The organism is Ramlibacter pinisoli (assembly GCF_009758015.1).
In the GTDB taxonomy this organism is placed as follows: Bacteria; Pseudomonadota; Gammaproteobacteria; order Burkholderiales; family Burkholderiaceae_C; genus Ramlibacter; species Ramlibacter pinisoli.
Genome location: NZ_WSEL01000003.1, coordinates 659722 through 679586, shown reverse-complemented (window position 1 = coordinate 679586; position 19865 = coordinate 659722). Strand labels below are relative to the sequence as shown.

The 19865-nt window shown below is 68.3% G+C and carries 18 protein-coding genes; 8 read left to right on the top strand and 10 right to left on the bottom strand.

All coding sequences use genetic code 11. From position 1 onward, the window contains the following. Positions 1-21: 21 nt before the first annotated feature. The 3 genes from GON04_RS04435 to GON04_RS04425 are packed head-to-tail and all read left to right on the top strand — an operon-like array spanning position 22 to position 3045. On the top strand, positions 22-981 hold the full coding sequence (locus GON04_RS04435) for a histone deacetylase family protein (protein WP_157396752.1): 960 nt from the start codon (positions 22-24) through the stop codon (positions 979-981). A gap of 17 nt (positions 982-998) precedes the next feature. Further along, positions 999-1781, top strand: a complete 783-nt coding sequence (locus tag GON04_RS04430; protein ID WP_157396751.1) for an enoyl-CoA hydratase — start codon at positions 999-1001, stop codon at positions 1779-1781. 4 nt (positions 1782-1785) lie between these two features. Then, a complete protein-coding gene (locus tag GON04_RS04425) occupies positions 1786-3045 on the top strand; it encodes a mechanosensitive ion channel family protein (protein ID WP_157396750.1) in 1260 nt (419 codons plus the stop codon). Between the two features lie 12 nt (positions 3046-3057). Here GON04_RS04425 and GON04_RS04420 read toward each other — a convergent pair whose 3' ends face one another. The 3 genes from GON04_RS04420 to GON04_RS04410 form a co-directional block, all read right to left on the bottom strand. Beyond that, positions 3058-4350: a TRAP transporter large permease subunit gene (locus tag GON04_RS04420; RefSeq protein ID WP_181653884.1), complete on the bottom strand. Its 1293-nt coding sequence runs from the start codon at positions 4348-4350 to the stop codon at positions 3058-3060. Next, positions 4347-4832 (bottom strand): TRAP transporter small permease, encoded by a 486-nt coding sequence (locus GON04_RS04415; protein ID WP_157396749.1) that lies wholly within the window; start codon positions 4830-4832, stop codon positions 4347-4349. Before GON04_RS04415 ends, GON04_RS04420 begins: the two co-directional genes overlap by 4 nt. Before the next feature lie 103 nt (positions 4833-4935). Beyond that, positions 4936-5952: a TRAP transporter substrate-binding protein gene (locus tag GON04_RS04410; RefSeq protein WP_157396748.1), complete on the bottom strand. Its 1017-nt coding sequence runs from the start codon at positions 5950-5952 to the stop codon at positions 4936-4938. A 288-nt stretch (positions 5953-6240) separates the two neighbouring features. Between GON04_RS04410 and GON04_RS04405 the strand changes: the two genes are divergently transcribed. The 4 genes from GON04_RS04405 (at position 6241) to GON04_RS04390 (ending at position 10923) form a co-directional block, all read left to right on the top strand. Beyond that, positions 6241-6990 carry an electron transfer flavoprotein subunit beta/FixA family protein gene (locus GON04_RS04405; protein ID WP_157396747.1) on the top strand — a complete coding sequence of 250 codons (750 nt, stop codon included), beginning with the start codon at positions 6241-6243 and terminating at the stop codon, positions 6988-6990. Next, positions 6991-7923 carry an electron transfer flavoprotein subunit alpha/FixB family protein gene (locus GON04_RS04400; protein WP_157396746.1) on the top strand — a complete coding sequence of 311 codons (933 nt, stop codon included), beginning with the start codon at positions 6991-6993 and terminating at the stop codon, positions 7921-7923. Positions 7924-8036: 113 nt separating this feature from the next. Continuing rightward, positions 8037-9827 carry an acyl-CoA dehydrogenase gene (locus GON04_RS04395; protein ID WP_157396745.1) on the top strand — a complete coding sequence of 597 codons (1791 nt, stop codon included), beginning with the start codon at positions 8037-8039 and terminating at the stop codon, positions 9825-9827. Positions 9828-9963: 136 nt separating this feature from the next. Next, a complete protein-coding gene (locus GON04_RS04390; protein WP_157396744.1) occupies positions 9964-10923 on the top strand; it encodes an NAD(P)H-dependent flavin oxidoreductase in 960 nt (319 codons plus the stop codon). Positions 10924-10926: 3 nt separating this feature from the next. Here the strand turns inward: GON04_RS04390 and GON04_RS04385 are convergent, their stop codons facing one another. From GON04_RS04385 to GON04_RS04375, 3 genes are read right to left on the bottom strand one after another with little or no spacing between them, the layout of a single operon-like run. After that, a complete protein-coding gene (locus tag GON04_RS04385) occupies positions 10927-11946 on the bottom strand; it encodes a cytochrome d ubiquinol oxidase subunit II (RefSeq protein ID WP_157396743.1) in 1020 nt (339 codons plus the stop codon). 10 nt (positions 11947-11956) lie between these two features. Further along, positions 11957-13342 carry a cytochrome ubiquinol oxidase subunit I gene (locus GON04_RS04380; RefSeq protein WP_157396742.1) on the bottom strand — a complete coding sequence of 462 codons (1386 nt, stop codon included), beginning with the start codon at positions 13340-13342 and terminating at the stop codon, positions 11957-11959. 5 nt (positions 13343-13347) lie between these two features. Beyond that, the gene (locus GON04_RS04375) at positions 13348-13920 is read right to left on the bottom strand and encodes a GbsR/MarR family transcriptional regulator (RefSeq protein ID WP_157396741.1); all 573 of its coding nucleotides are present in this window, start codon (positions 13918-13920) and stop codon (positions 13348-13350) included. Between the two features lie 107 nt (positions 13921-14027). Between GON04_RS04375 and GON04_RS04370 the strand changes: the two genes are divergently transcribed. Beyond that, positions 14028-15116: a PA0069 family radical SAM protein gene (locus GON04_RS04370; protein ID WP_157396740.1), complete on the top strand. Its 1089-nt coding sequence runs from the start codon at positions 14028-14030 to the stop codon at positions 15114-15116. 9 nt (positions 15117-15125) lie between these two features. Here the strand turns inward: GON04_RS04370 and GON04_RS04365 are convergent, their stop codons facing one another. From GON04_RS04365 to grpE, 4 genes are all read right to left on the bottom strand, one after another. After that, positions 15126-15695, bottom strand: coding sequence for a phosphoethanolamine transferase domain-containing protein (locus GON04_RS04365; protein ID WP_157396739.1), 570 nt, complete (start codon positions 15693-15695; stop codon positions 15126-15128). 243 nt (positions 15696-15938) lie between these two features. Continuing rightward, entirely contained in the window at positions 15939-17087 is a 1149-nt protein-coding gene (dnaJ, locus tag GON04_RS04360) for a molecular chaperone DnaJ (RefSeq protein WP_157396738.1), read from the bottom strand. Positions 17088-17169: 82 nt separating this feature from the next. Further along, positions 17170-19131, bottom strand: coding sequence for a molecular chaperone DnaK (dnaK, locus tag GON04_RS04355; protein WP_157396737.1), 1962 nt, complete (start codon positions 19129-19131; stop codon positions 17170-17172). A gap of 71 nt (positions 19132-19202) precedes the next feature. Then, positions 19203-19775, bottom strand: a complete 573-nt coding sequence (grpE, locus tag GON04_RS04350; RefSeq protein WP_157396736.1) for a nucleotide exchange factor GrpE — start codon at positions 19773-19775, stop codon at positions 19203-19205. Positions 19776-19865: the final 90 nt, after the last annotated feature.

The following is a 19865-nucleotide window of genomic DNA, read 5'->3' as shown; positions in this document are numbered from 1 at the left end:
CGAATTTTCCGCCCCCCAGCGATGAGTGCGAACAAGACCGGGTATTACTTCCATGCCGCCTGCCGGCGCCATGAAATGGGACCGGGCCACCCCGAGTGCCCGGAACGCCTCGATGCGATCGAGGACCGATTGCTGGTGAGCGGCGTGGCCAACGCGCTCGACCGCCGCGAGGCGCCCGAAGCCTCGCTGGACGACATCGTGCTGGCGCACGACCCGAGGCTGGTCGCGGCCATCGACGGCCTGCGCGAGGAACTCGCCGAGCAGGTCGACGCCGGCGGCAGCCGCTACCGCTTCATCGATCCCGACACCGCGATGAATCCCCACACCTGGGAAGCGGCGCTGCGCGCATCGGGCGCCGTGATCGCCGCCACCGATGCGGTCATGGCCGGCGAACTCCAGAACGCGTTCTGCGCCGTGCGGCCGCCCGGCCACCATGCCTGCCGCAACCGGTCCATGGGCTTCTGCCTCTTCAACCAGGTGGCGGTCGGCGCGCGCTACGCCCTGGAGCGGCATGGCCTGGAGCGCGTGGCCATCGTCGACTTCGACGTGCACCACGGCAACGGCACCGAGGACATCCTGGCCGGCGACGACCGGGTGCTGATGGTGGGCCTGTTCCAGCACCCGTTCTATCCCGGCACCGGCACCCCGCCGCTGGCCGACAACATGGTCAACCTGCCCGTGCCGGCCTACACCAAGGGGGCGGTGGTGCGCGAGATGATCGAGGAAGCGTGGATCCCGCGGCTGGAGGCTTTCCGACCGCAGATGATCTTCTTCAGCGCCGGCTTCGACGCCCACCGCGAGGACGACCTCGGCCAGCTCGGCCTGGTCGAAGCCGACTACGCCTGGATGACCGCGCGCATCAAGGCCATCGCCGACAAGCACGCCCAGGGCCGCATCGTGTCCTCGCTCGAGGGGGGCTACAACCTCAGCGCGCTGGGCCGCAGCGTCGAGGCGCACCTGCGCGTGCTGGCCGACCTCTGATTCCGCAACGCTCCCTGATGTCCGATTCCTCCGCTCCCCTGCTGGAAAGCCGCGATGCCCGCGGCGTGGTGACGCTCACCATGAACCGCCCGGCGACGTTCAACGCGCTGGGCGAGGAAATGCTCGACGCGCTGCAGGCCGCCTTCGATCGCCTGGCCGACGACGCCGGCCTGCGGGCCGTGGTCCTGGCCGGCGCCGGCAAGGCGTTCTGCCCCGGCCACAACCTGAAGGAAATGCTGGCCCGTCCCGAGCTGGCCTATTACCAGCAGCTGTTCGCGCGCTGCAGCCGGGTGATGCTGGCGATCCAGAAGCTGCCGGTGCCGGTGATCGCCCGGGTGCACGGCATCGCCACCGCCGCCGGCTGCCAGCTGGTCGCCCAATGCGACTTGGCGGTGGCCTCCACGGACGCGAAGTTCGCCGTCAGCGGCATCAATGTCGGGCTGTTCTGCTCCAGCCCCAGCGTGCCCCTGGCGCGCAACATGCATCCCAAGCAGGCCATGGAGATGCTGGTCACCGGCGACTTCATCTCGGCCGAGCAGGCCCGCGAGCGCGGGCTGGTGAACCGGGCCGTCGCGCCCGACCAGCTCGACGCCGAGGTCGAATCGCTGCTGGCGAGCATCGTGGCCAAGCCGCGCGAGGCGCTGGCCATCGGCAAGGACCTGTTCTACCGCCAGCGCGAGCTGGGTGTCGAGGCGGCCTACCAGCTGGCCGGGCAGACCATGGCGGTGAACATGGTGGCGCACTGCGCCCAGGAAGGCGTGAGCGCCTTCGCCGAGAAGCGCAAGCCCTCCTGGTCCTGATCCCATGGGTACGTTAGACCAACTGGTCCATGACCTGGGCCATCCGGGGATGCCTGTCGAACTCGCAGTGCTGCTGGGCTGCCTGCTCTCGGCCGGCGGCATCAGCTGGCTGATCGGGCGCCGGCAATCGGCGGAGTCGGTCTGGTTCGGCCGCGCCACGGTGGACGGCCTGCTGTTTCCGCTGCTCGCCCTGGTGCTCACGTACGCGGCGCGCCACGTGGTCGAAATGAGCCAGCCGGTGGTGCTGCTGCGGCTGGCCATCCCGGTGCTGGTGTCGCTGGCCGGGATCCGCTTCCTCGCCCGCGTGCTGACCCTGGCCTTCCCGGCGTCCGGCTTCGCACGCCTGATGGAGCGCCTGTTCTCGTGGCTGGCATGGATCGCCGCCGCCCTGTGGGCCGTGGGCGTGCTGCCCGCGGTGCGCACCGAGCTCGACGAGATCCGCTTCGTCTTCGGCAAGTCGCGCGTCAGCCTGCTCAACATCCTGGACGGCACGCTGGCGGCGGGGGTGGTGCTGATCGCCGCGCTCTGGATCTCGGCCGTGCTGGAGCGCCAGGTGCTGCGCCAGGCGGTGCACGACCTGTCGCTGCGCAAGGTGGCCGCCAACGCGATCCGCGCCGCGCTGCTGCTGGTGGGCGTGCTGTTCGCGCTGTCCACGGCCGGCGTCGACCTCACCGCGCTGTCGGTGCTGGGCGGCGCCATCGGGGTGGGCCTGGGCTTCGGCCTGCAGAAGCTCGCGGCCAACTACGTCAGCGGCTTCGTCATCCTGTTCGAGCGCAGCCTGCGCATCGGCGACACGGTGCGGGTCGACGGCTTCGAGGGCCAGGTCATCGACATCAAGACGCGCTACACGCTGATCCGGGCGCTCAACGGCCGCGAGTCCATCGTGCCGAACGAGAAGCTCATCACCGAGCGCATCGAGAACCTGTCGCTGGCCGACCCCCGGGTGCTGCTGTCCACCGAGGTGGCCGTGGCCTACGACAGCGACGTCGACCAGGTGCAGCGCCTGCTGCAGGAGGCCGCGCTGGCCACCGCGCGCGTGCTGCAGGACCCCGGGCCGGCGGCCCGGCTGGTCAAGTTCGGCGCCGACGGGCTGGAGTTCTCGCTGTTCTTCTGGATCGCCGATCCCGCCAACGGGCAGGGCAACGTGCGCTCGGACGTCAACCTCGAGGTGCTGCGGCGCCTGCGCGCGGCCGGGATCGAGATTCCCTACCCGCAGCGGGAAGTGCGCATCCTCGGTGGTGGCGGGGCGGCCTCGCTGCTCTGACCGGGCCCGCGCTCAGCGCATCAGCGAGGGCAGCCACAGGCTCAGCTGCGGGAAGGCGATCAACAGGCCCAGCATCAGCACCATCACCAGCACGAAGGGCCAGCAGCCGCTGAAGATGGTGCCCAGCCCGACGCGCGGCAGCAGGGCGTTGAGCACGAACAGGTTCATGCCCACCGGCGGCGAGATCAGCCCGATCTGCACGATCATCACGATCAGCACGCCGAACCAGACCGGATCGAACCCCAGGCTGGTGACGATGGGGAAGAACAGCGGGATGGTGAGCAGCACCATGGTGAGCTCCTCCATCACGGTGCCCAGCAGCACGTAGATGGCCATCATGGCCACCACGATCATGGTGGGCGACAGGCCCAGGTGCGTGATCCACTCCTTCAGGTCGCCCGGCATGGTCGTGAAGTTCACGAAGTTGGCGAACAGCGTGGCGGCGATCAGCAGCGTGAACAGCATCGCGGTGGTGCGGGCCGACTCCACCAGCACCTCCCACAGGATGCGCCAGGTGAGCCGGCGGCGGCCGAGCGCGAACAGGAAGGCGCCGGCGGCGCCGAAGCCGGCGCCCTCGGTGGCCGTGAAGAAGCCGCCATAGATGCCGCCCAGCACCACCACCACCAGCACCGCCACACCCCAGATGCCGCGCAGGGCACGCCAGCGCTCGGGCCAGGGGGTGCGCTGGCCGGCCGGGGCGTGCTCGGGGTCGCGCGAGGTCATGACGACGATGGACAGCATCAGTAGCGCCGCCGTCAGCAGGCCGGGAATGACGCCGGCGGCGAACAGCTTGCCGATGTTGGTCTCGGTGATGATCCCGTAGATCACCATGATGGTGGACGGCGGGATCATGATGCCCAGCGTGCCGCCGGCGGCCATGACGCCGGTGGACAGTGCGTCGCTGTAGCCCAGCTTGCGCATCGACGGGTAGGCCACCTTGCTCATGGTGGCCGCGGTCGCGATCGACGATCCGCAGATGGCGCCGAAGCCGGCGCAGGCCGCCACCGTGGCGTGCGCGAGGCCGCCGCGCACGTGGCCGATGAAGGCGTAGGCGGCCTGGAACAGCTCGTGCGCCAGGCCGGCGCGGGCGACGAAGTTGCCCATCAGGATGAACAGCGGGATGACCGACAGCGTGTAGGCGAAGCCGGTCTCGTGGACCACCTGCGCGGTGCTGGCCAGCGCCGGCATCCAGCCGCGGGTGAAGCCGATGCCGGCGAAGCCGACCAGGCCCATGGCGAATGCCAGCGGCACGCGCAGCAGGGCGAGGCCGAAGATGACCGCAAATCCGATCAGGGCTTCGATCACAGCGCCACCCCTTCGCCTTCGGCCCGGTCGACGGGCGCCTGGCCCAGGAGCAGCAGGTGCACGACGCCGGTGGCGCCGCACAGCACCGCCATGCCGTAGATGAAGGGGGCCTTCAGGATCCCGAGCTGCGCGGTGGTCTCGTGGCTGGCCAGGAACTGGTCGCCGGTGCGCCACATCAGCCAGGCGAGCAGCAGCAGGACGACCCCGCACAGCAGGTTCACCACCACCGCCTGCAGGCGGCGCAGCCAGGCCGGCAGGTAGGGATCGAGCGAGTCGAACTCCACGTGCTCGCCGCGCGCCGACACCAGCGGCAGGGCGCCGAAGATGACCACCACCATCAGCAGTTCGGTCAGCTCCAGCGAGCCGGGGATGGAGTTGCTCAGGAACTTGCGCCCGAGGACGTCGAAGAAGGTGAGCGCCATGATGGCGAACAGGGCGGTGCCGGACAGCAGCCCGCACGACAGCTCGAGCAGTTTTTTCATCGAAGGCTATGCACGCGCGATGCTTCAGGCGACGGCGCTTCGCGCGGCGGCGGCGGCGCCCGTCGACGCCGCCGGTGCGACCCGGGCGAAGCTGACCGCCGGATTACTTGGCGGCCTTGGCGATCTCGCCGCGGAACTCCGCCAGCACCTTGTCGGCGTTCTTCAGGCCCTTGGCCTCGGCGTCCTTCACCCACTGGGCCTCCAGCGGGCTGGTCTTGGCCTTCAGGTCGGAGACGAACTTGGCGTCGGCCTTGGCGATCTGCACGTTGTTGGCCTGCATGAGGGCGTAGCCGCGCAGGTCGGCCTTGTCCCAGTGGCGCCCGAAGATGCGGGCCGCCACTTCGCCCGACGCGGCGTCGACCGCCTTCTTGTCGGCGGCTGACAGCTTGTCGTACTTGGCCGGGTTCATCATGAAGACGAACGCGGTGTTGTACAGGCCGCCCGGGAAGGTGGTGGCGTGCTTGATGATCTTGTCGATCTTGAAGGCCTCGATCGATTCGGACGGCAGCAGGGTGCCGTCCATCACGCCGCTGGACAGCAGCTCGTAGTTGTCGGTCGCCGGCTTGAGCGTCACGTTCATGCCGACCAGCTTGGCGATGTCGTTGACGACGCCGCCGCCCACCCGCCACTTCAGGCCCTGCAGGTCCTCGATCTTGACCACCGGCTTCTTGGTGTTGAACACCATGCCCGGGCCGTGCGTGAAGTAGGCCAGCGGCTTCACGCCCTGGTGCTCCTCGCCGAACTGCGGGTACTTGGAGGCCACGCGCTGGAAGGCCACCGAGATCGTCTCCGAACTGTCGCCCAGGAACGGGAACTCGGCCATCTTGGTCAGCACGAAGCGGCCCGGCGTGTAGCCCTGCACCGTGAACGACACGTCGGCCAGCCCGTTCTTGACTGCATCGAGCGTGCCGGGCGGCGCGGACACCGCGCGCGGCAGGATGTTGCACTTGATCTTGCCGCCGGCGTTCTTCTCGACCAGGTCGCACCAGTCCTTCTGTGCCAGGCTCAGCGGGTGGGTGGGCGCCAGCCAGCTCGATGCGGTGAGCACGGTCTGCGCACTAGCGGGGGCGCAGGCCAGGGCAGCAGCGACAGCAGCGCCGGAAAACAGCAGGCGGTTCATGGCAGGACTCCAAGTCTGTGGATGGGGCGCACTGTAAGTGCGGGGTCCCTCGCCACCGTTCATGACTTACCCGGATTCGCCAACCATGCGGTCGGCAATCGTTCCGACCCTGCGGTCATCAATTGTCGGCAGGGAGGCAAACAGCGCCCATTGCACCAAGAGGCATGCCGGATCGACTGCGGCCTCGCCTAAAATCGAACGATCGTTCTTTTTCTTCCCGCCCGACGGTAGGGCGCGGCATAGAATTTCCGGTTTACGTCAACGTCAATCCCAGCAGGAGCATCTCTGATGAAGGTTCTGGTCCCGGTCAAGCGGGTGGTGGACTACAACGTGAAGGTCCGCGTGAAGTCGGACAACACGGGTGTGGACATCGCCAATGTGAAGATGTCGATGAACCCGTTCGACGAGATTGCCGTCGAAGAGGCGGTGCGCCTGAAGGAAAAGGGCGTGGCCACCGAGGTGATCGCGGTCTCCTGCGGCGTGCAGCAGTGCCAGGAGACACTGCGCACGGCGATGGCCATCGGCGCCGACCGGGCCATCCTGGTGCTGACCGACGAGGAACTGCAGCCGCTGGCGGTGGCCAAGCTGCTCAAGGCGCTGGTCGACAAGGAGCAGCCGGGCCTGGTGATCCTGGGCAAGCAGGCCATCGACGATGACTGCAACCAGACCGGCCAGATGCTGGCGGCGCTGGCCGACCTGCCGCAGGCCACCTTCGCGAGCAAGGTGGAAGTGGCCGACGGCAGGGCGAACGTCACGCGTGAAGTGGACGGCGGCCTGGAGACGATCTCCATCGACCTGCCGGCGGTGATCACGACCGACCTGCGCCTGAACGAGCCGCGCTACGTGACGCTGCCCAACATCATGAAGGCCAAGAAGAAGCAGCTCGACACCGTCAAGCCGGAAGACCTGGGCGTGGACGTCAAGCCGCGCCTGAAGACGCTGAAGGTCACCGAGCCGGCCAAGCGCAGCGCCGGCGTGAAGGTGCCCGACGTGGCCACCCTGGTTCAAAAGCTCAAGACGGAAGCGAAGGTGATCTAAATGACGGCCCTGGTGATTGCAGAACACGACAACAAGTCCATCAAGGCCGCGACGCTGAACACCGTCACCGCGGCCAAGGCCTGCGGCGGCGACGTGCACGTGCTGGTGGCCGGCGCCAATGCCGGCGACGCCGCCAAGGCTGCTGCGCAGATCGCTGGCGTGGCCAAGGTGATCCACGCCGATGGCGCGCAGTTCGAGCACGGCCTGGCCGAGAACATGACCGCGCAGGTGCTGGCCATCGCCGGCAGCTACGAGCACATCCTCTTCCCGGCCACCGCCAGCGGCAAGAACATCGCCCCGCGCGTGGCCGCCAAGCTGGACGTCGCACAGATCTCCGACATCACCAAGGTCGATGCCGCCGACACGTTCGAGCGCCCGATCTATGCCGGCAACGCCATCGCCATCGTGCAGAGCGCCGACAAGGTGAAGGTGATCACGGTGCGCACCACCGCCTTCGACCCGGCCGCTGCCACCGGTGGCAGCGCGGCTGTCGAGAGCGCTGCCGGTGCCCCCGACAGCGGCAAGAGCAAGTTCGTGAGCCAGGAGATCGCCAAGAACGATCGCCCCGAACTGACCGCCGCCAAGGTCATCGTCTCTGGCGGCCGCGCGCTCGGCTCCAGCGAGAAGTTCCATGAAGTGCTCGAGCCGCTGGCCGACAAGCTGGGCGCGGCCATCGGTGCCTCGCGCGCGGCCGTGGACGCCGGCTATGCGCCGAACGACTTCCAGGTCGGCCAGACCGGCAAGATCGTCGCGCCCCAGCTGTACGTGGCGGCCGGCATCTCCGGCGCCATCCAGCACCTGGCCGGCATGAAGGACTCCAAGGTGATCGTCGCGATCAACAAGGACCCGGAAGCGCCGATCTTCAGCGTGGCCGACTACGGCCTCGAAGCCGACCTGTTCCAGGCCGTGCCGGAGCTGGTCAAGGCGCTCTGATCGCGCCGACCTCCCCCTCGCGGGGAGGGCGGAAGCGGGTGCCGTCGCGGATGATGCGGCACCCCTTTCCAGACTTCCCCGCTCGGGGAAGGCAGACCCCACAGGAGATTCCCATGAGCTACCGCGCCCCCCTCAAGGACATGCTGTTCGACCTCGAGCACCTGGCGAACATCGGCCAGATCGCGCAGATCCCCGGCTTCGAAGATGCCGGCCTGGAGACGGCGCAGGCCGTCCTGGAGGAGTGCGCGAAGTTCAACGAGGGCGTGCTGGCGCCGCTCAACGTGGACGGCGACAAGAATCCTTCGAGCTGGAAGGATGGCGAGGTCACCACGACGCCCGGCTTCGCCGATGCCTACAAGCAATACGCCGAGGGCGGCTGGCAAGGCCTGCAGCACCCCGCCGACGCCGGCGGCCAGGGCCTGCCCAAGGTCATCGGCGCCGCCTGCGTCGAGATGCTCAACTCCGCCAACCTCAGCTTCGCGCTGTGCCCGCTGCTGACCGACGGCGCCATCGAGGCGCTGCTGACGGCCGGCTCCGACGAGCTCAAGGCCACCTACCTCGAGAAGCTGGTGAGCGGTGAGTGGACCGGCACCATGAACCTCACCGAGCCGCAGGCCGGCAGCGACCTGGCGCTGGTGCGCACCCGTGCCGAGCCGCAGCCCGACGGCTCCTACAAGGTCTTCGGCACCAAGATCTTCATCACCTACGGCGAGCACGACATGGCGGACAACATCGTCCACCTGGTGCTGGCCCGCGTGTCCGGCGCGCCCGAGGGCGTCAAGGGCATCAGCCTGTTCGTCGTGCCCAAGTTCCTGGTCAACAAGGACGGCTCGCGCGGCGCGCGCAACGACGTGCACTGCGTGAGCATCGAGCACAAGATGGGCATCAAGGCCTCGCCCACGGCCGTGCTGCAGTACGGCGACCACGGCGGCGCCATCGGCTACCTGGTGGGCCAGGAGAACCGCGGCCTCGAGTACATGTTCATCATGATGAACGCGGCCCGGTATGCGGTCGGCGTGCAGGGCATCGCCATCGCCGAGCGCGCCTACCAGAAGGCGGTGGCGTACGCGAAGGACCGTGTCCAGTCCCGCCCGGTCGACGGCTCGATCAACGCCAGCGCGGCCATCATCCACCACCCCGACGTCAAGCGCATGCTGATGACGATGCGCGCCCATGTCGAGGGCTGCCGCGCCATGGCGAGCGTGGCGGCGGCGGCGTACGACGCCGCCCACCACCATCCCGACGCGGACGTGCGCCAGCAGAACCAGGCCTTCTACGAGTTCCTGGTGCCGCTGGTGAAGGGCTACAGCACCGAGATGAGCCTGGACGTCACGTCGCTGGGCGTGCAGGTGCACGGCGGCATGGGCTTCATCGAGGAGACCGGCGCGGCCCAGTACTACCGCGACGCCAAGATCCTCACCATCTACGAAGGCACGACCGCCATCCAGGCCAACGACCTGGTGGGCCGCAAGACCGCGCGCGACGGCGGCCAGGTGGCCCGCGCGATCGCCGCCCAGATCGAGAAGACCGAGGCGGACCTGGCCCGCCGCGATTCGGCCGCCGCCCGTGCCGTGCACAAGCGCCTGGTCGCCGCCCGCAAGGCCTTCCTGGACGTGGTGGACTTCGTCGCCGGCCAGACCAAGGCCAGCCCGAACGCGGTGTTCGCCGGCTCCGTGCCCTACCTGCTGCTCGCCGGCAACCTGGTGGCCGGCTGGCAGCTGGCGCGCTCGCTGCTGGCGGCCGAGGACCTGGCCGCCAAGGGACAGGACCGCGCCTTCATGGAGGCCAAGATCGCCACCGCCCGCTTCTACGCCGACCACATCCTGTCGAAGGCCCAGGGCACCCGCGATGCCATCGTCGAGGGCGCCGAGAGCGTGACGGCGCTGCCGGTTGACGCGTACTGACGCAGCATGCCTGCGCGGCGGCAGTCGCGCAGGTTACGCAGGGGACGCGCAAAAGGCCTTACAAGGTCGTTCTTGCGAGGCTGGCGTCCCTGCTGCGACTTCCGCGCCCGTCGCCTTCCCACCCACCGGAGCCCTGATGTCGAAGCTTCCCGCCGCCCTGCAGAACCTCTCGCTGCCCGTGATCGGCTCGCCGCTGTTCATCATCAGCAACCCGAAACTGCTCATCGAGCAATGCAAGGCCGGGATCATCGGGGCGATGCCGGCGCTCAACGCGCGACCGGCATCGCAGCTGGACGAGTGGCTGGCCGAGATCACCGAGACGCTGGCGGCCTACAACCGCGCCAACCCCGGCCGGCCGGCGGCGCCGTTCGCCATCAACCAGATCGTGCACAAGAGCAACGACCGGCTCGAGCACGACATGGAGATGGTGGTGAAGTACAAGGTGCCGGTCGTCATCACCTCGCTGGGCGCGCGCACCGACGTCAACGACGCCATCCATTCCTACGGCGGGGTGGTGCTGCACGACATCATCAACGACTTCTTCGCCCGCAAGGCGATCGAGAAGGGCGCCGACGGCCTGATCGCCGTGGCGGCCGGCGCCGGCGGCCATGCCGGCATCAAGAGCCCGTTCGCGCTGATCCAGGAGATCCGCGAGTGGTTCGACGGCCCGCTGGCCCTCTCGGGCTCGATCGCCACCGGCGGCGCCGTGCTGGCCGCCCAGGCCATGGGCGCCGACTTCGCCTACATCGGCTCGGCCTTCATCGCCACCGACGAGGCCCGTGCGACCGATGCCTACAAGCAGGCCATCGTCGACGGCACCAGCGACGACATCGTCTACTCCAGCCTGTTCACGGGCGTGCACGGCAACTATCTCAAGCCCTCGGTGCGCGCCGCCGGGCTGGACCCGGACAACCTGCCCGAGAGCGACCCCAGCAAGATGAACTTCGGCGGCGGCGAGGGCAGCAAGCCCAAGGCCTGGAAGGAGATCTGGGGCTGCGGCCAGGGCATCGGCGCCGTGCACGAGGTGTTGCCGGCAGCCGAGCTGGTGGCCAAGCTGCGGCACGAGTACGCGCAGGCGAAGGCGCGCCTGCGCTGAACGTCAGTGCGGCGTGTGCGCCGCGTAGCTGAGCGTCGTCGCCCGGCCCCAGAACACGCGGTACATGAACACCGTGTAGACGATGATCGCCGGCAGCGTGATCGCCACGCCGATGAAGATCACCACCAGCGATTCGTGCGCGCTGGCCGCCTGCCAGACCGTCAGCCGGTCGATGACGATGTACGGGTACAGGCTGTAGGCCAGGCCCAGGAAGGCCATCACGAAGATCAGGACGGTGGAGGCGAACAGCACCCAGCCGTAGCCGGCGGCCACGATCCGGGGCCTGGCGGTCACCTGCCAGGCAGCGAAGAACGCCGCCGCGCAGGCCACCGGGATCGGCAGCAGGCCGATCAGCTCCGGCATCGAGAACCACTTGGAGAACACGGTGTGGCTCACCAGCGGCGTGGCGAGCGAGATGCCCACCAGCGCCAGCCCCATCGGCCACAGCACCTTGCGCGCCCAGTCCACGGCGCGCAGCTGCAGCTCGTCCCAGGTCTTCATGATCAGCCACCCGGCGCCCAGCATGGCGTAGGCGGTGGGCAGCGTGAGCGCGATGCCGGCCGCGAAGGCGAGCGACCAGGGGCCGTGGTCGAAGCCGGTGAGGTAGCTGCCCAGCATCCAGCCCTGGGCCATCGCGGCCATCAGCGAGCCGGCCGCGAACAGCGCGTTCCACATGCCCTTGCGCGCGGCGCGCGCCTTGACCCGGAAGTCGAACGACACGCCGCGCAGGATGAGGCCGACCAGCATCACCGCGACCGGCAGGTACAGGTTGGTGAGCACCAGGCTGTGGGCCTTGGGGAACGCCACCAGCAGCACGCCGATCCCCAGCACCAGCCAGGTCTCGTTGGCGTCCCAGAAGGGGCCGATGGAGGACACCATGATGTCCTTCTGGTCGTCGGTCGCGAACGGCAGCAGGATGCCCACGCCCAGGTCGTAGCCGTCGAGCACCACGTAGGCGAGCAGCGACAGGCCCATGACGGCCATGAACAGCAAGGGCAGGACGGTGGGCCAATCGAAGGTCATCGGGGGCTCCTCAGGCCGGGCCGCCGACCGGCAGGGCGGCCTTGGGGCTTAGCGGCGTGTCGGGGGTGGGCATGGCGGGGTGCGTGCTCATGTAGGCCAGCACGAGGACGTAGGCGACGAGCAGGAAGGCGTAGACGGCCAGGTAGGCCAGCAGCGTCGTCAGCACCATGCCCGCCGGGTGCTCGGCCACCACCTGCGCCGTGCGCAGCAGGCCGTAGACGATGAAGGGCTGGCGCCCGATCTCGGTGACGTACCAGCCGGCCAGGGTCGCCAGCCAGCCCGAAAAGGTCATGGCCGTCAGCACCCGCAGCTGCAGCATCGACAGCGGCTGGTCGGCCCCGGCCGAGCGGCGCCGCCGCCACAGGGTCAGCGCGCTCCACCAGGCCACCACCAGCATGAGGACGCCCATGCCCACCATCACGCGGAAGCTCCAGAAGACGGGCGCCACCGGCGGGTGCGTGTCCTTGAACTCGTCCAGTCCCTTCAGTTCGGCGTCCATGTCGTGCGCCAGGATCAGGCTGGCGAGCTTGGGGACGGTGATCGCGTAGTCGGTGCGCCCTTCCTTCTCGTTGGGCAGGCCGAACAGGGTGAGGGGAGCGCTCTTTTCCGTGTGCCAGATGCCCTCGATGGCGGCGATCTTGGCCGGCTGGTGCTCCAGGGTGTTCAGTCCATGCATGTCGCCGGCCACGATCTGCAGCGGCACGGCGATGGCGGCCACCGTGATGGCGGTGCGCAGCGCCCTGGCGCTGCCGCCGTTGTTGGCCTTGCGCAGGAACTGCCAGGCCGACAGGCCCGCGATCAGGAACGAGGCCGTGATGGTCGAGGCCAGCAGCTTGTGGGCGAGCCGGTACGGGAACGAGGGATTGAAGACGATGGCGAGCCAGCTGTCGGCATGCATGACGCCGTCGACGATGCGGTAGCCGGTCGGCGTCTGCATCCACGAGTTCAGGCTCAGGATCCAGAACGCCGACAGCGTGGTGCCACCGGCCACCATCAGCGAGGCGAACAGGTGCACGCGGTCCGACACGCGGCCGCGGCCGAACAGCATGATCCCCAGGAAGGTCGCCTCCAGGAAGAAGGCGGTCAGCACCTCGTAGCCGAGCAGGGGGCCGGCGATGTTGCCGGCGCGCTCCATGAAGCCCGGCCAGTTGGTGCCGAACTGGAAGCTCATGGTGATGCCCGACACCACGCCGAGCGCGAACGACAGCGCGAAGACCTTGGTCCAGAGGAAGTACGCCTCCTCCCAGTGCTGCGCCTCGGCCGCGTCGCGCGCCGCGTTGTTGCGCAGCCTGAAATAGACGAGGAACCAGGCCAGCGCGATGTTGATGGTGGGGAACAGGATGTGGAAGCTGATGTTGGCGGCGAACTGGATGCGAGACAGCACGAGGGCGTCCATGGGGTTCACTCCTTGCGGGGCGCGGCCTTGCCGGTCACGCGGTCCTTGAATTCGAGCACCTTGGTCACCGTCGACCCCATGCCCATGAGTTGCAGGGCGGTCTCCGGCGCGAGCTTCTGCACGTCGTCGAACCACGTCATCAGCCGGTCGATCAGGTCGTGCATCTGGCGCATGCGGGCCTGGGCGTGGCGGTCGGCGTCGTTGGCCGGTTCCTGCAGCAGCGCCATGCGCAGCATCGACAGCGTGGGCTCGATCTCGCGCCGGCGGCGCTCCTCGGCCAGCACCCGGAAGATCTCCCACACGTCGGCCGGCGCCTCGAAGTATTCGCGCCTGTCCCCCGGCTGGTGCTTCAGGCGCACCAGGCGCCACGACTGCAGCTCCTTCAGGCCCATGCTGACGTTGGAGCGCGAGAACTCGAGGGCCTCCGCGATCTCGTCGGCATTCAGTGCCTTCTGGCTGATGAACAGCAGGGCGTAGATCTGCCCCACGGTGCGGTTGATGCCCCAGCGGCTGCCCATCTCGCCGAAATGCGAGACGAACTCACGCGACAGGGGTGGAAGGTGGTCCTGCAGCGGCATGGGCGCGATTGTGGCGCGATCGACCTGAACTTTCAGAAGCTTCTGAAAAATCAGTTAATGCATGAGGGATGTTCGCCGCCCAAAAACTGGATGAAAATACAGTGTCCATGGCCACGCAGCGCATTCCCGTCGACGCGATCAAGGGTCGCGGCACGGCCACGCGCCACCCGCACCGGTTCGAGCGCGACGCCCGCGAGGTGTTCGACGACGGCTGGTCCGACGAGCTGCCGGACGACGCCGATGCACCCGCACCGCCCGCCACCGACGTCACCTGGGAGGAGCCGCGCAGCGTCATCAGCTACAACGAGTCGCCCGACATCTATTTCGACCGCGGGCTCAACCCGTACCGCGGCTGCGAGCACGGCTGCATCTACTGCTACGCACGGCCCACCCACAGCTACCTGAACCTGTCGCCCGGCCTGGACTTCGAGACCCGCATCATCGCCAAGCGCCATGTCGACCAGGTGCTGCGGCGCGAGCTGGCGCGCAAGTCGTACGAGCCGCGCATGCTGGCGATCGGCACCGCGACCGACTGCTACCAGCCGGTCGAGCGCGAGCTGCGCCTCACGCGTTCCGTGCTCGAGGTGCTGTCCGAGACCCACCACCCGTTCTCGCTGGTCACCAAGGCCAGCACGGTGGAACGCGACCTCGACCTGATCGCGCCGATGGCGGCCCGCGGGCTGGCGGCGGTGTACGTGACCATCACCACGCTGGACGCGTCCCTCACGCGCAAGCTGGAGCCGAGGGCGGCGGCGCCGCACCGGCGCCTGCGCACGTTGAAGACCCTGGCGGAAGCAGGCATCCCGTGTGGCGTCAGCCTGGCGCCGCAGATCCCGTTCCTCACCGACGATCTCGAACAGGTGCTGGAAGCGGCCTGGGAGGCCGGCGCGCGCAGCGCCTTCTACCATGTGCTGCGCCTGCCCTGGGAGGTGGCGCCGCTGTTCCGCCAGTGGCTGCAGCACCACTATCCGCAGAGGGCCGACCGCATCATGGCCCGCGTGCACGACATGCGGGGCGGGAAGGACTACGACGCCGACTTCGCCACGCGCATGAAGGGCAGCGGTCCCTGGGCCGACCTGATCGGCCAGCGCTTCCGCAAGGCGGCGGCCCGGCTCGGATTCAACCGCGAGCGGTTCGCGTTCGACACGAGCCAGTTCCAGCCGCCCCGGCTGGATGGCCAGGGCAGCCTGTTCTAGGAGTGTGTGTCAGAGGCTGGGCAGGCCGGCGTGCAGCACCACGCCACCGGCGACCAGCGCTGCCGCCAGCAGCATGCCGCTGACGTTGGTGGCGAGCTGGCTGGGGCCGTCCAGGCGGCGCAGCTGCTGCGCCCACAGCCAGATGACCGGCGCGCCGCCCAGCAGCGCCAGCAGCAATGGAACCTGCCAGCCGAACAGGCTGGTCCAGGCGGGCATGAGCGAGAGCGGGCGCTTGCCGGCCAGGACGGCATCGAGCCCCAGGCCCTGGGTGAACACGCCGGCCGCCGCTGCCGCCGCGACCAGCAGGAGCAGGGTGGCCGCAGGCTTGAACGTGCGGCGCCAGCCAAGCAGGCTCAGCACGAAGCCGGCCGCGCCGATCACGACCAGGGCCACTGTCACCGCCGCCAGCAACTGGTCGTCGGCGCCGCCCAGCGCGTGCCACAGCCAGACGTTGCACGCCACGCCGATCCAGAGGCTGGCGGCCACGATGGCCCAGCCCGGGTGCATCGCGAAGCGCGTCTCGCCCGGGGACAGGATGGACTGCGCGTAATCGGTATGCCGGAACAGCTTCAGGGACATTGCCTCATTTTGAGGCAGTGCCGTGAGGCCGCCAAATCGCGGTGTGGTGCCGGTGGTACAGATGTGCGCAGCGTTGCAGCCCTGGGCCGGCGCCGCCCGTCAGGCCCCTGGCAGGACTGACGGGGGCACGGGCGCTAGGCGCTGAAGAAGTTGCGCAGCTTGTAGCTACGGCCGACAAGCCCTGCGGGCAGTTGTCACCCTCCGCTGCAAACTGCGGCTTTTCGGCCCGCGTGCCGTCGCACGCTATGCGCTGAAGAAGTTGCGCAGTTTGTCGCCCCAGCTTTCCTCGCTGGGTGAGTGCTTGGCGCCGCCGTTGCGCAGCGACTCGTCGAGTTCGCGCAGCAGCTTGCGTTGCGGCTCGGTGAGCTTGACCGGGGTCTCGACCGAGATGTGGCAGTACAGGTCGCCGGGGTAGCTGGAGCGCACCCCCTTGATGCCCTTGCCGCGCAGCCGGAACTGCTTGCCGGCCTGGGTGCCCTCGGGGATGTCGATCGCGGCCTTGCCCGCCAGCGTGGGCACCTCGATCTCGCCGCCCAGCGCCGCCCGGGTGAACGAGATCGGCACCACGCAGTGCAGATCGTCGCCGTCGCGCTCGAAGATCGCGTGCTTCTTCAGCCGGATCTCGATGTACAGGTCGCCCGGCGGGCCGCCGTTGGTGCCCGGCTCGCCGTTGCCGGCGCTGCGGATGCGCATGCCGTCGTCGATGCCGGCGGGAATCTTCACTTCCAGCGTCTTCTGGCGCTTGACCTTGCCCTGGCCGTGGCAGGTGGGGCAGGGCTCGGGAATGATCTTGCCCTGGCCGCGGCAGGTGGGGCAGGTCTGCTGCACCGAGAAGAAGCCCTGGCGCATCTGCACGACGCCCGCCCCGTGGCAGGTGCCGCACTGCTTGGCCTGGGTGCCGGGCTTGGCGCCGCTGCCGTGGCAGGTGTCGCACGAATCCCAGGTCGGGATGCGGATCTGCGCCTCCTTGCCGGCGGCGGCCTCCTCCAGCGAGACCTCCATGGCATAGGACAGGTCGTTGCCCCGGTACACCTGCCGGCCCCCGCGGCCGCCGGCGCCGCGGCCGCCCTGGCCGAAGATGTCGCCGAAGATGTCGCCGAACGCCTCGGCGAAGCCGCCGAAGCCCTCGGCGCCGGCACCCGCGCCGCGCATGTTGGGGTCGACGCCGGCGTGGCCGTACTGGTCGTACGCGCCCCGCTTGTCGGCATCGGACAGCATCTCGTAGGCTTCCTTGGCCTCCTTGAACTTGACCTCTGCGTCCTTGGCGGCGTCCCCCTGGTTGCGGTCCGGGTGGAACTTCATCGCGAGCTTGCGATAAGCCTTCTTGATCTCTTCTTCCGACGCGTTCTTCGGAACGCCGAGCACGTCGTAATAGTCGCGTTTCGTGGCCATCGTGTCGTGTGTTTCTTTCAGCGCAAACGCCGCGTTGGCGGTTCACCAACGCGGCGCGCGTTCATCGGGGCTGGCGCCGCGATCAGCCCTTCTTGACTTCCTTGACCTCCGCGTCGACGACATTGTCGTCGGCCGGCTTGGACGATGCCGGGGCACCTTCGGCCCCCGGCGCGCCGCCCTCGGCGGCGCCACCCGCGGCCGCCTGGGCCGCCTGCGACGCCTGCATGTCGGCGTACATCTTCTCGCCCAGCTTCTGGCTGGCAGTCATGAGCGCGTTGGTCTTTTCCTCGATCTGCGCCTTGTCCTCGCCCTTCAGGGCCTCTTCGGCCTCCTTGAGCGCGGCCTCGATCTTTTCCATCTCGCCGGACTCGAGCTTGTCGCCGTACTCGCCCAGGCTCTTGCGCACGCTGTGCAGCAGCGCCTCGCCCTGGTTGCGCGCCTGCACCAGCTCGAGTTTCTTCTTGTCCTCGGCGGCGTTGAGCTCGGCGTCCTTCACCATCTTCTGGATCTCGTCCTCCGACAGGCCCGAGTTCGCCTTGATGGTGATCTTGTTCTCCTTGCCCGTGCCCTTGTCCTTGGCGCCCACGTGCAGGATGCCGTTGGCGTCGATGTCGAAGCTCACCTCGATCTGGGGCAGGCCACGCGGCGCCGGCGGGATGCCTTCGAGGTTGAACTCGCCCAGCAGCTTGTTGCCGGTGGCCATCTCGCGCTCGCCCTGGTAGACCTTGATCGTCACGGCCGGCTGGTTGTCGTCGGCGGTGGAGAAGGTCTGCGCGAACTTGGTCGGGATGGTCGTGTTCTTGGCGATCATCTTGGTCATCACGCCGCCCAGGGTCTCGATGCCCAGCGACAGCGGGGTGACGTCCAGCAGCAGCACGTCCTTGCGGTCGCCGCCCAGCACCTGGCCCTGGATGGCCGCGCCGACAGCCACGGCCTCGTCGGGGTTGACGTCCTTGCGCGGCTCCTTGCCGAACAGCTCCTTGACCTTGTCCTGCACCTTGGGCATGCGGGTCATGCCGCCCACCAGGATGACGTCGTGGATGTCGCCCACGCTCACGCCGGCGTCCTTGATGGCCGTGCGGCAGGGCGCGATGGTGCGCTCGATCAGCTCGTCGACCAGCGCTTCCAGCTTGGCACGCGACAGCTTGATGTTCAGGTGCTTGGGGCCCGACGCGTCGGCCGTGATGTACGGCAGGTTGATGTCGGTCTGGGCGCCGCTGGACAGCTCGATCTTGGCCTTCTCGGCGGCTTCCTTCAGGCGCTGCAGCGCGAGCACGTCCTTGGACAGGTCGACGCCCTGGTCCTTCTTGAACTCGGCAATGATGTAGTCGATGATGCGCTGGTCGAAGTCCTCGCCGCCCAGGAAGGTGTCGCCGTTGGTGGACAGCACCTCGAACTGGTGCTCGCCGTCGACGTCGGCGATCTCGATGATCGAGATGTCGAAGGTACCGCCGCCCAGGTCGTAGACGGCGATCTTGCGGTCGCCCTTTTCCTGCTTGTCCATGCCGAACGCCAGCGCCGCAGCGGTGGGTTCGTTGATGATGCGCTTGACGTCCAGGCCGGCGATGCGGCCGGCGTCCTTGGTGGCCTGGCGCTGGCTGTCGTTGAAGTAGGCCGGCACCGTGATCACGGCTTCCGTCACCGGCTCGCCCAGGTAGTCCTCGGCGGTCTTCTTCATCTTGCGCAGGATGTCGGCGCTGACCTGCTGGGGCGCGATCTTCTTGTTGCGCACCTCCACCCACGCGTCGCCGTTGTCGGCCTTGGCGATGGCGTAGGGCATGAGGTTGATGTCCTTCTGGACTTCCTTTTCCTCGAACTTGCGGCCGATCAGGCGCTTGATCGCGTACAGGGTGTTGCGCGGGTTGGTGACGGCCTGGCGCTTGGCCGAGGCGCCGACGAGGATCTCGCCGTCTTCCTGGTACGCGACGATGGACGGCGTCGTGCGCGCGCCCTCGCTGTTCTCAATCACCTTGGGCGTGTTGCCCTCCATGACCGAGACGCACGAGTTGGTCGTGCCCAGGTCGATGCCGATGATTTTTCCCATGTTTGTTCTCCTGAGAGTCGAATGATCTTGTGGGTTTACTTGTGGATAACTCGGGCCGTTTCAACCCTGGGTCATTGCGGAGCAGCCACGGTCACCAGGGCCGGGCGCAAGACGCGGTCGGCGATCGAATAGCCCTTCTGCAGGACAGTGACGACCGTGTTGGCCTCCTGCCCGGGAGCCGGGACCATGGAAATGGCCTGGTGCTGGTGCGGGTCGAACTTCGAACCGGCGGCCGGCGCGATCTCGATCACCTTGTTGCGTTCCAGGGCCGACTTGAGCTGGCGCAGCGTGGCTTCGGCGCCTTCGCGGATCTGCTCGGGGGTGGCGTCCTTGTGGGCCAGCCCGGCCTCCAGGCTGTCGGTGACCGGCAGCAGGCTTTCGGCGAAGCTCTCGATGGCGAACTTGCGCGCCTTGGACATCTCGTCGTCGGCCCGGCGGCGGGTGTTCTGCACCTCGGCCTGGGCCCGCAGGAACTGCTCGGACAGCTCGGCGTTCTTGGCCTTGAGCTGCTCGACCTCGGCCAGCGCCTGGCCCAGGTCGGCCTCGTTGGCGGCCGCGGCCGCCTCGCGTTCTTCCGGGCTGAAGTCTTCGGGCCCGGGGGCGCCGTCCAGCGTCGGCTCGATCTTCGTCGTGTCGTCGTTCATCATGGTTCAGGGGGTTGGAGCGCTCAACGGCTGCGTGGAGCGCAAACTGCGCATGCACCTAAGGCCAGCGTAGCCCTTTTCAAGACGTGG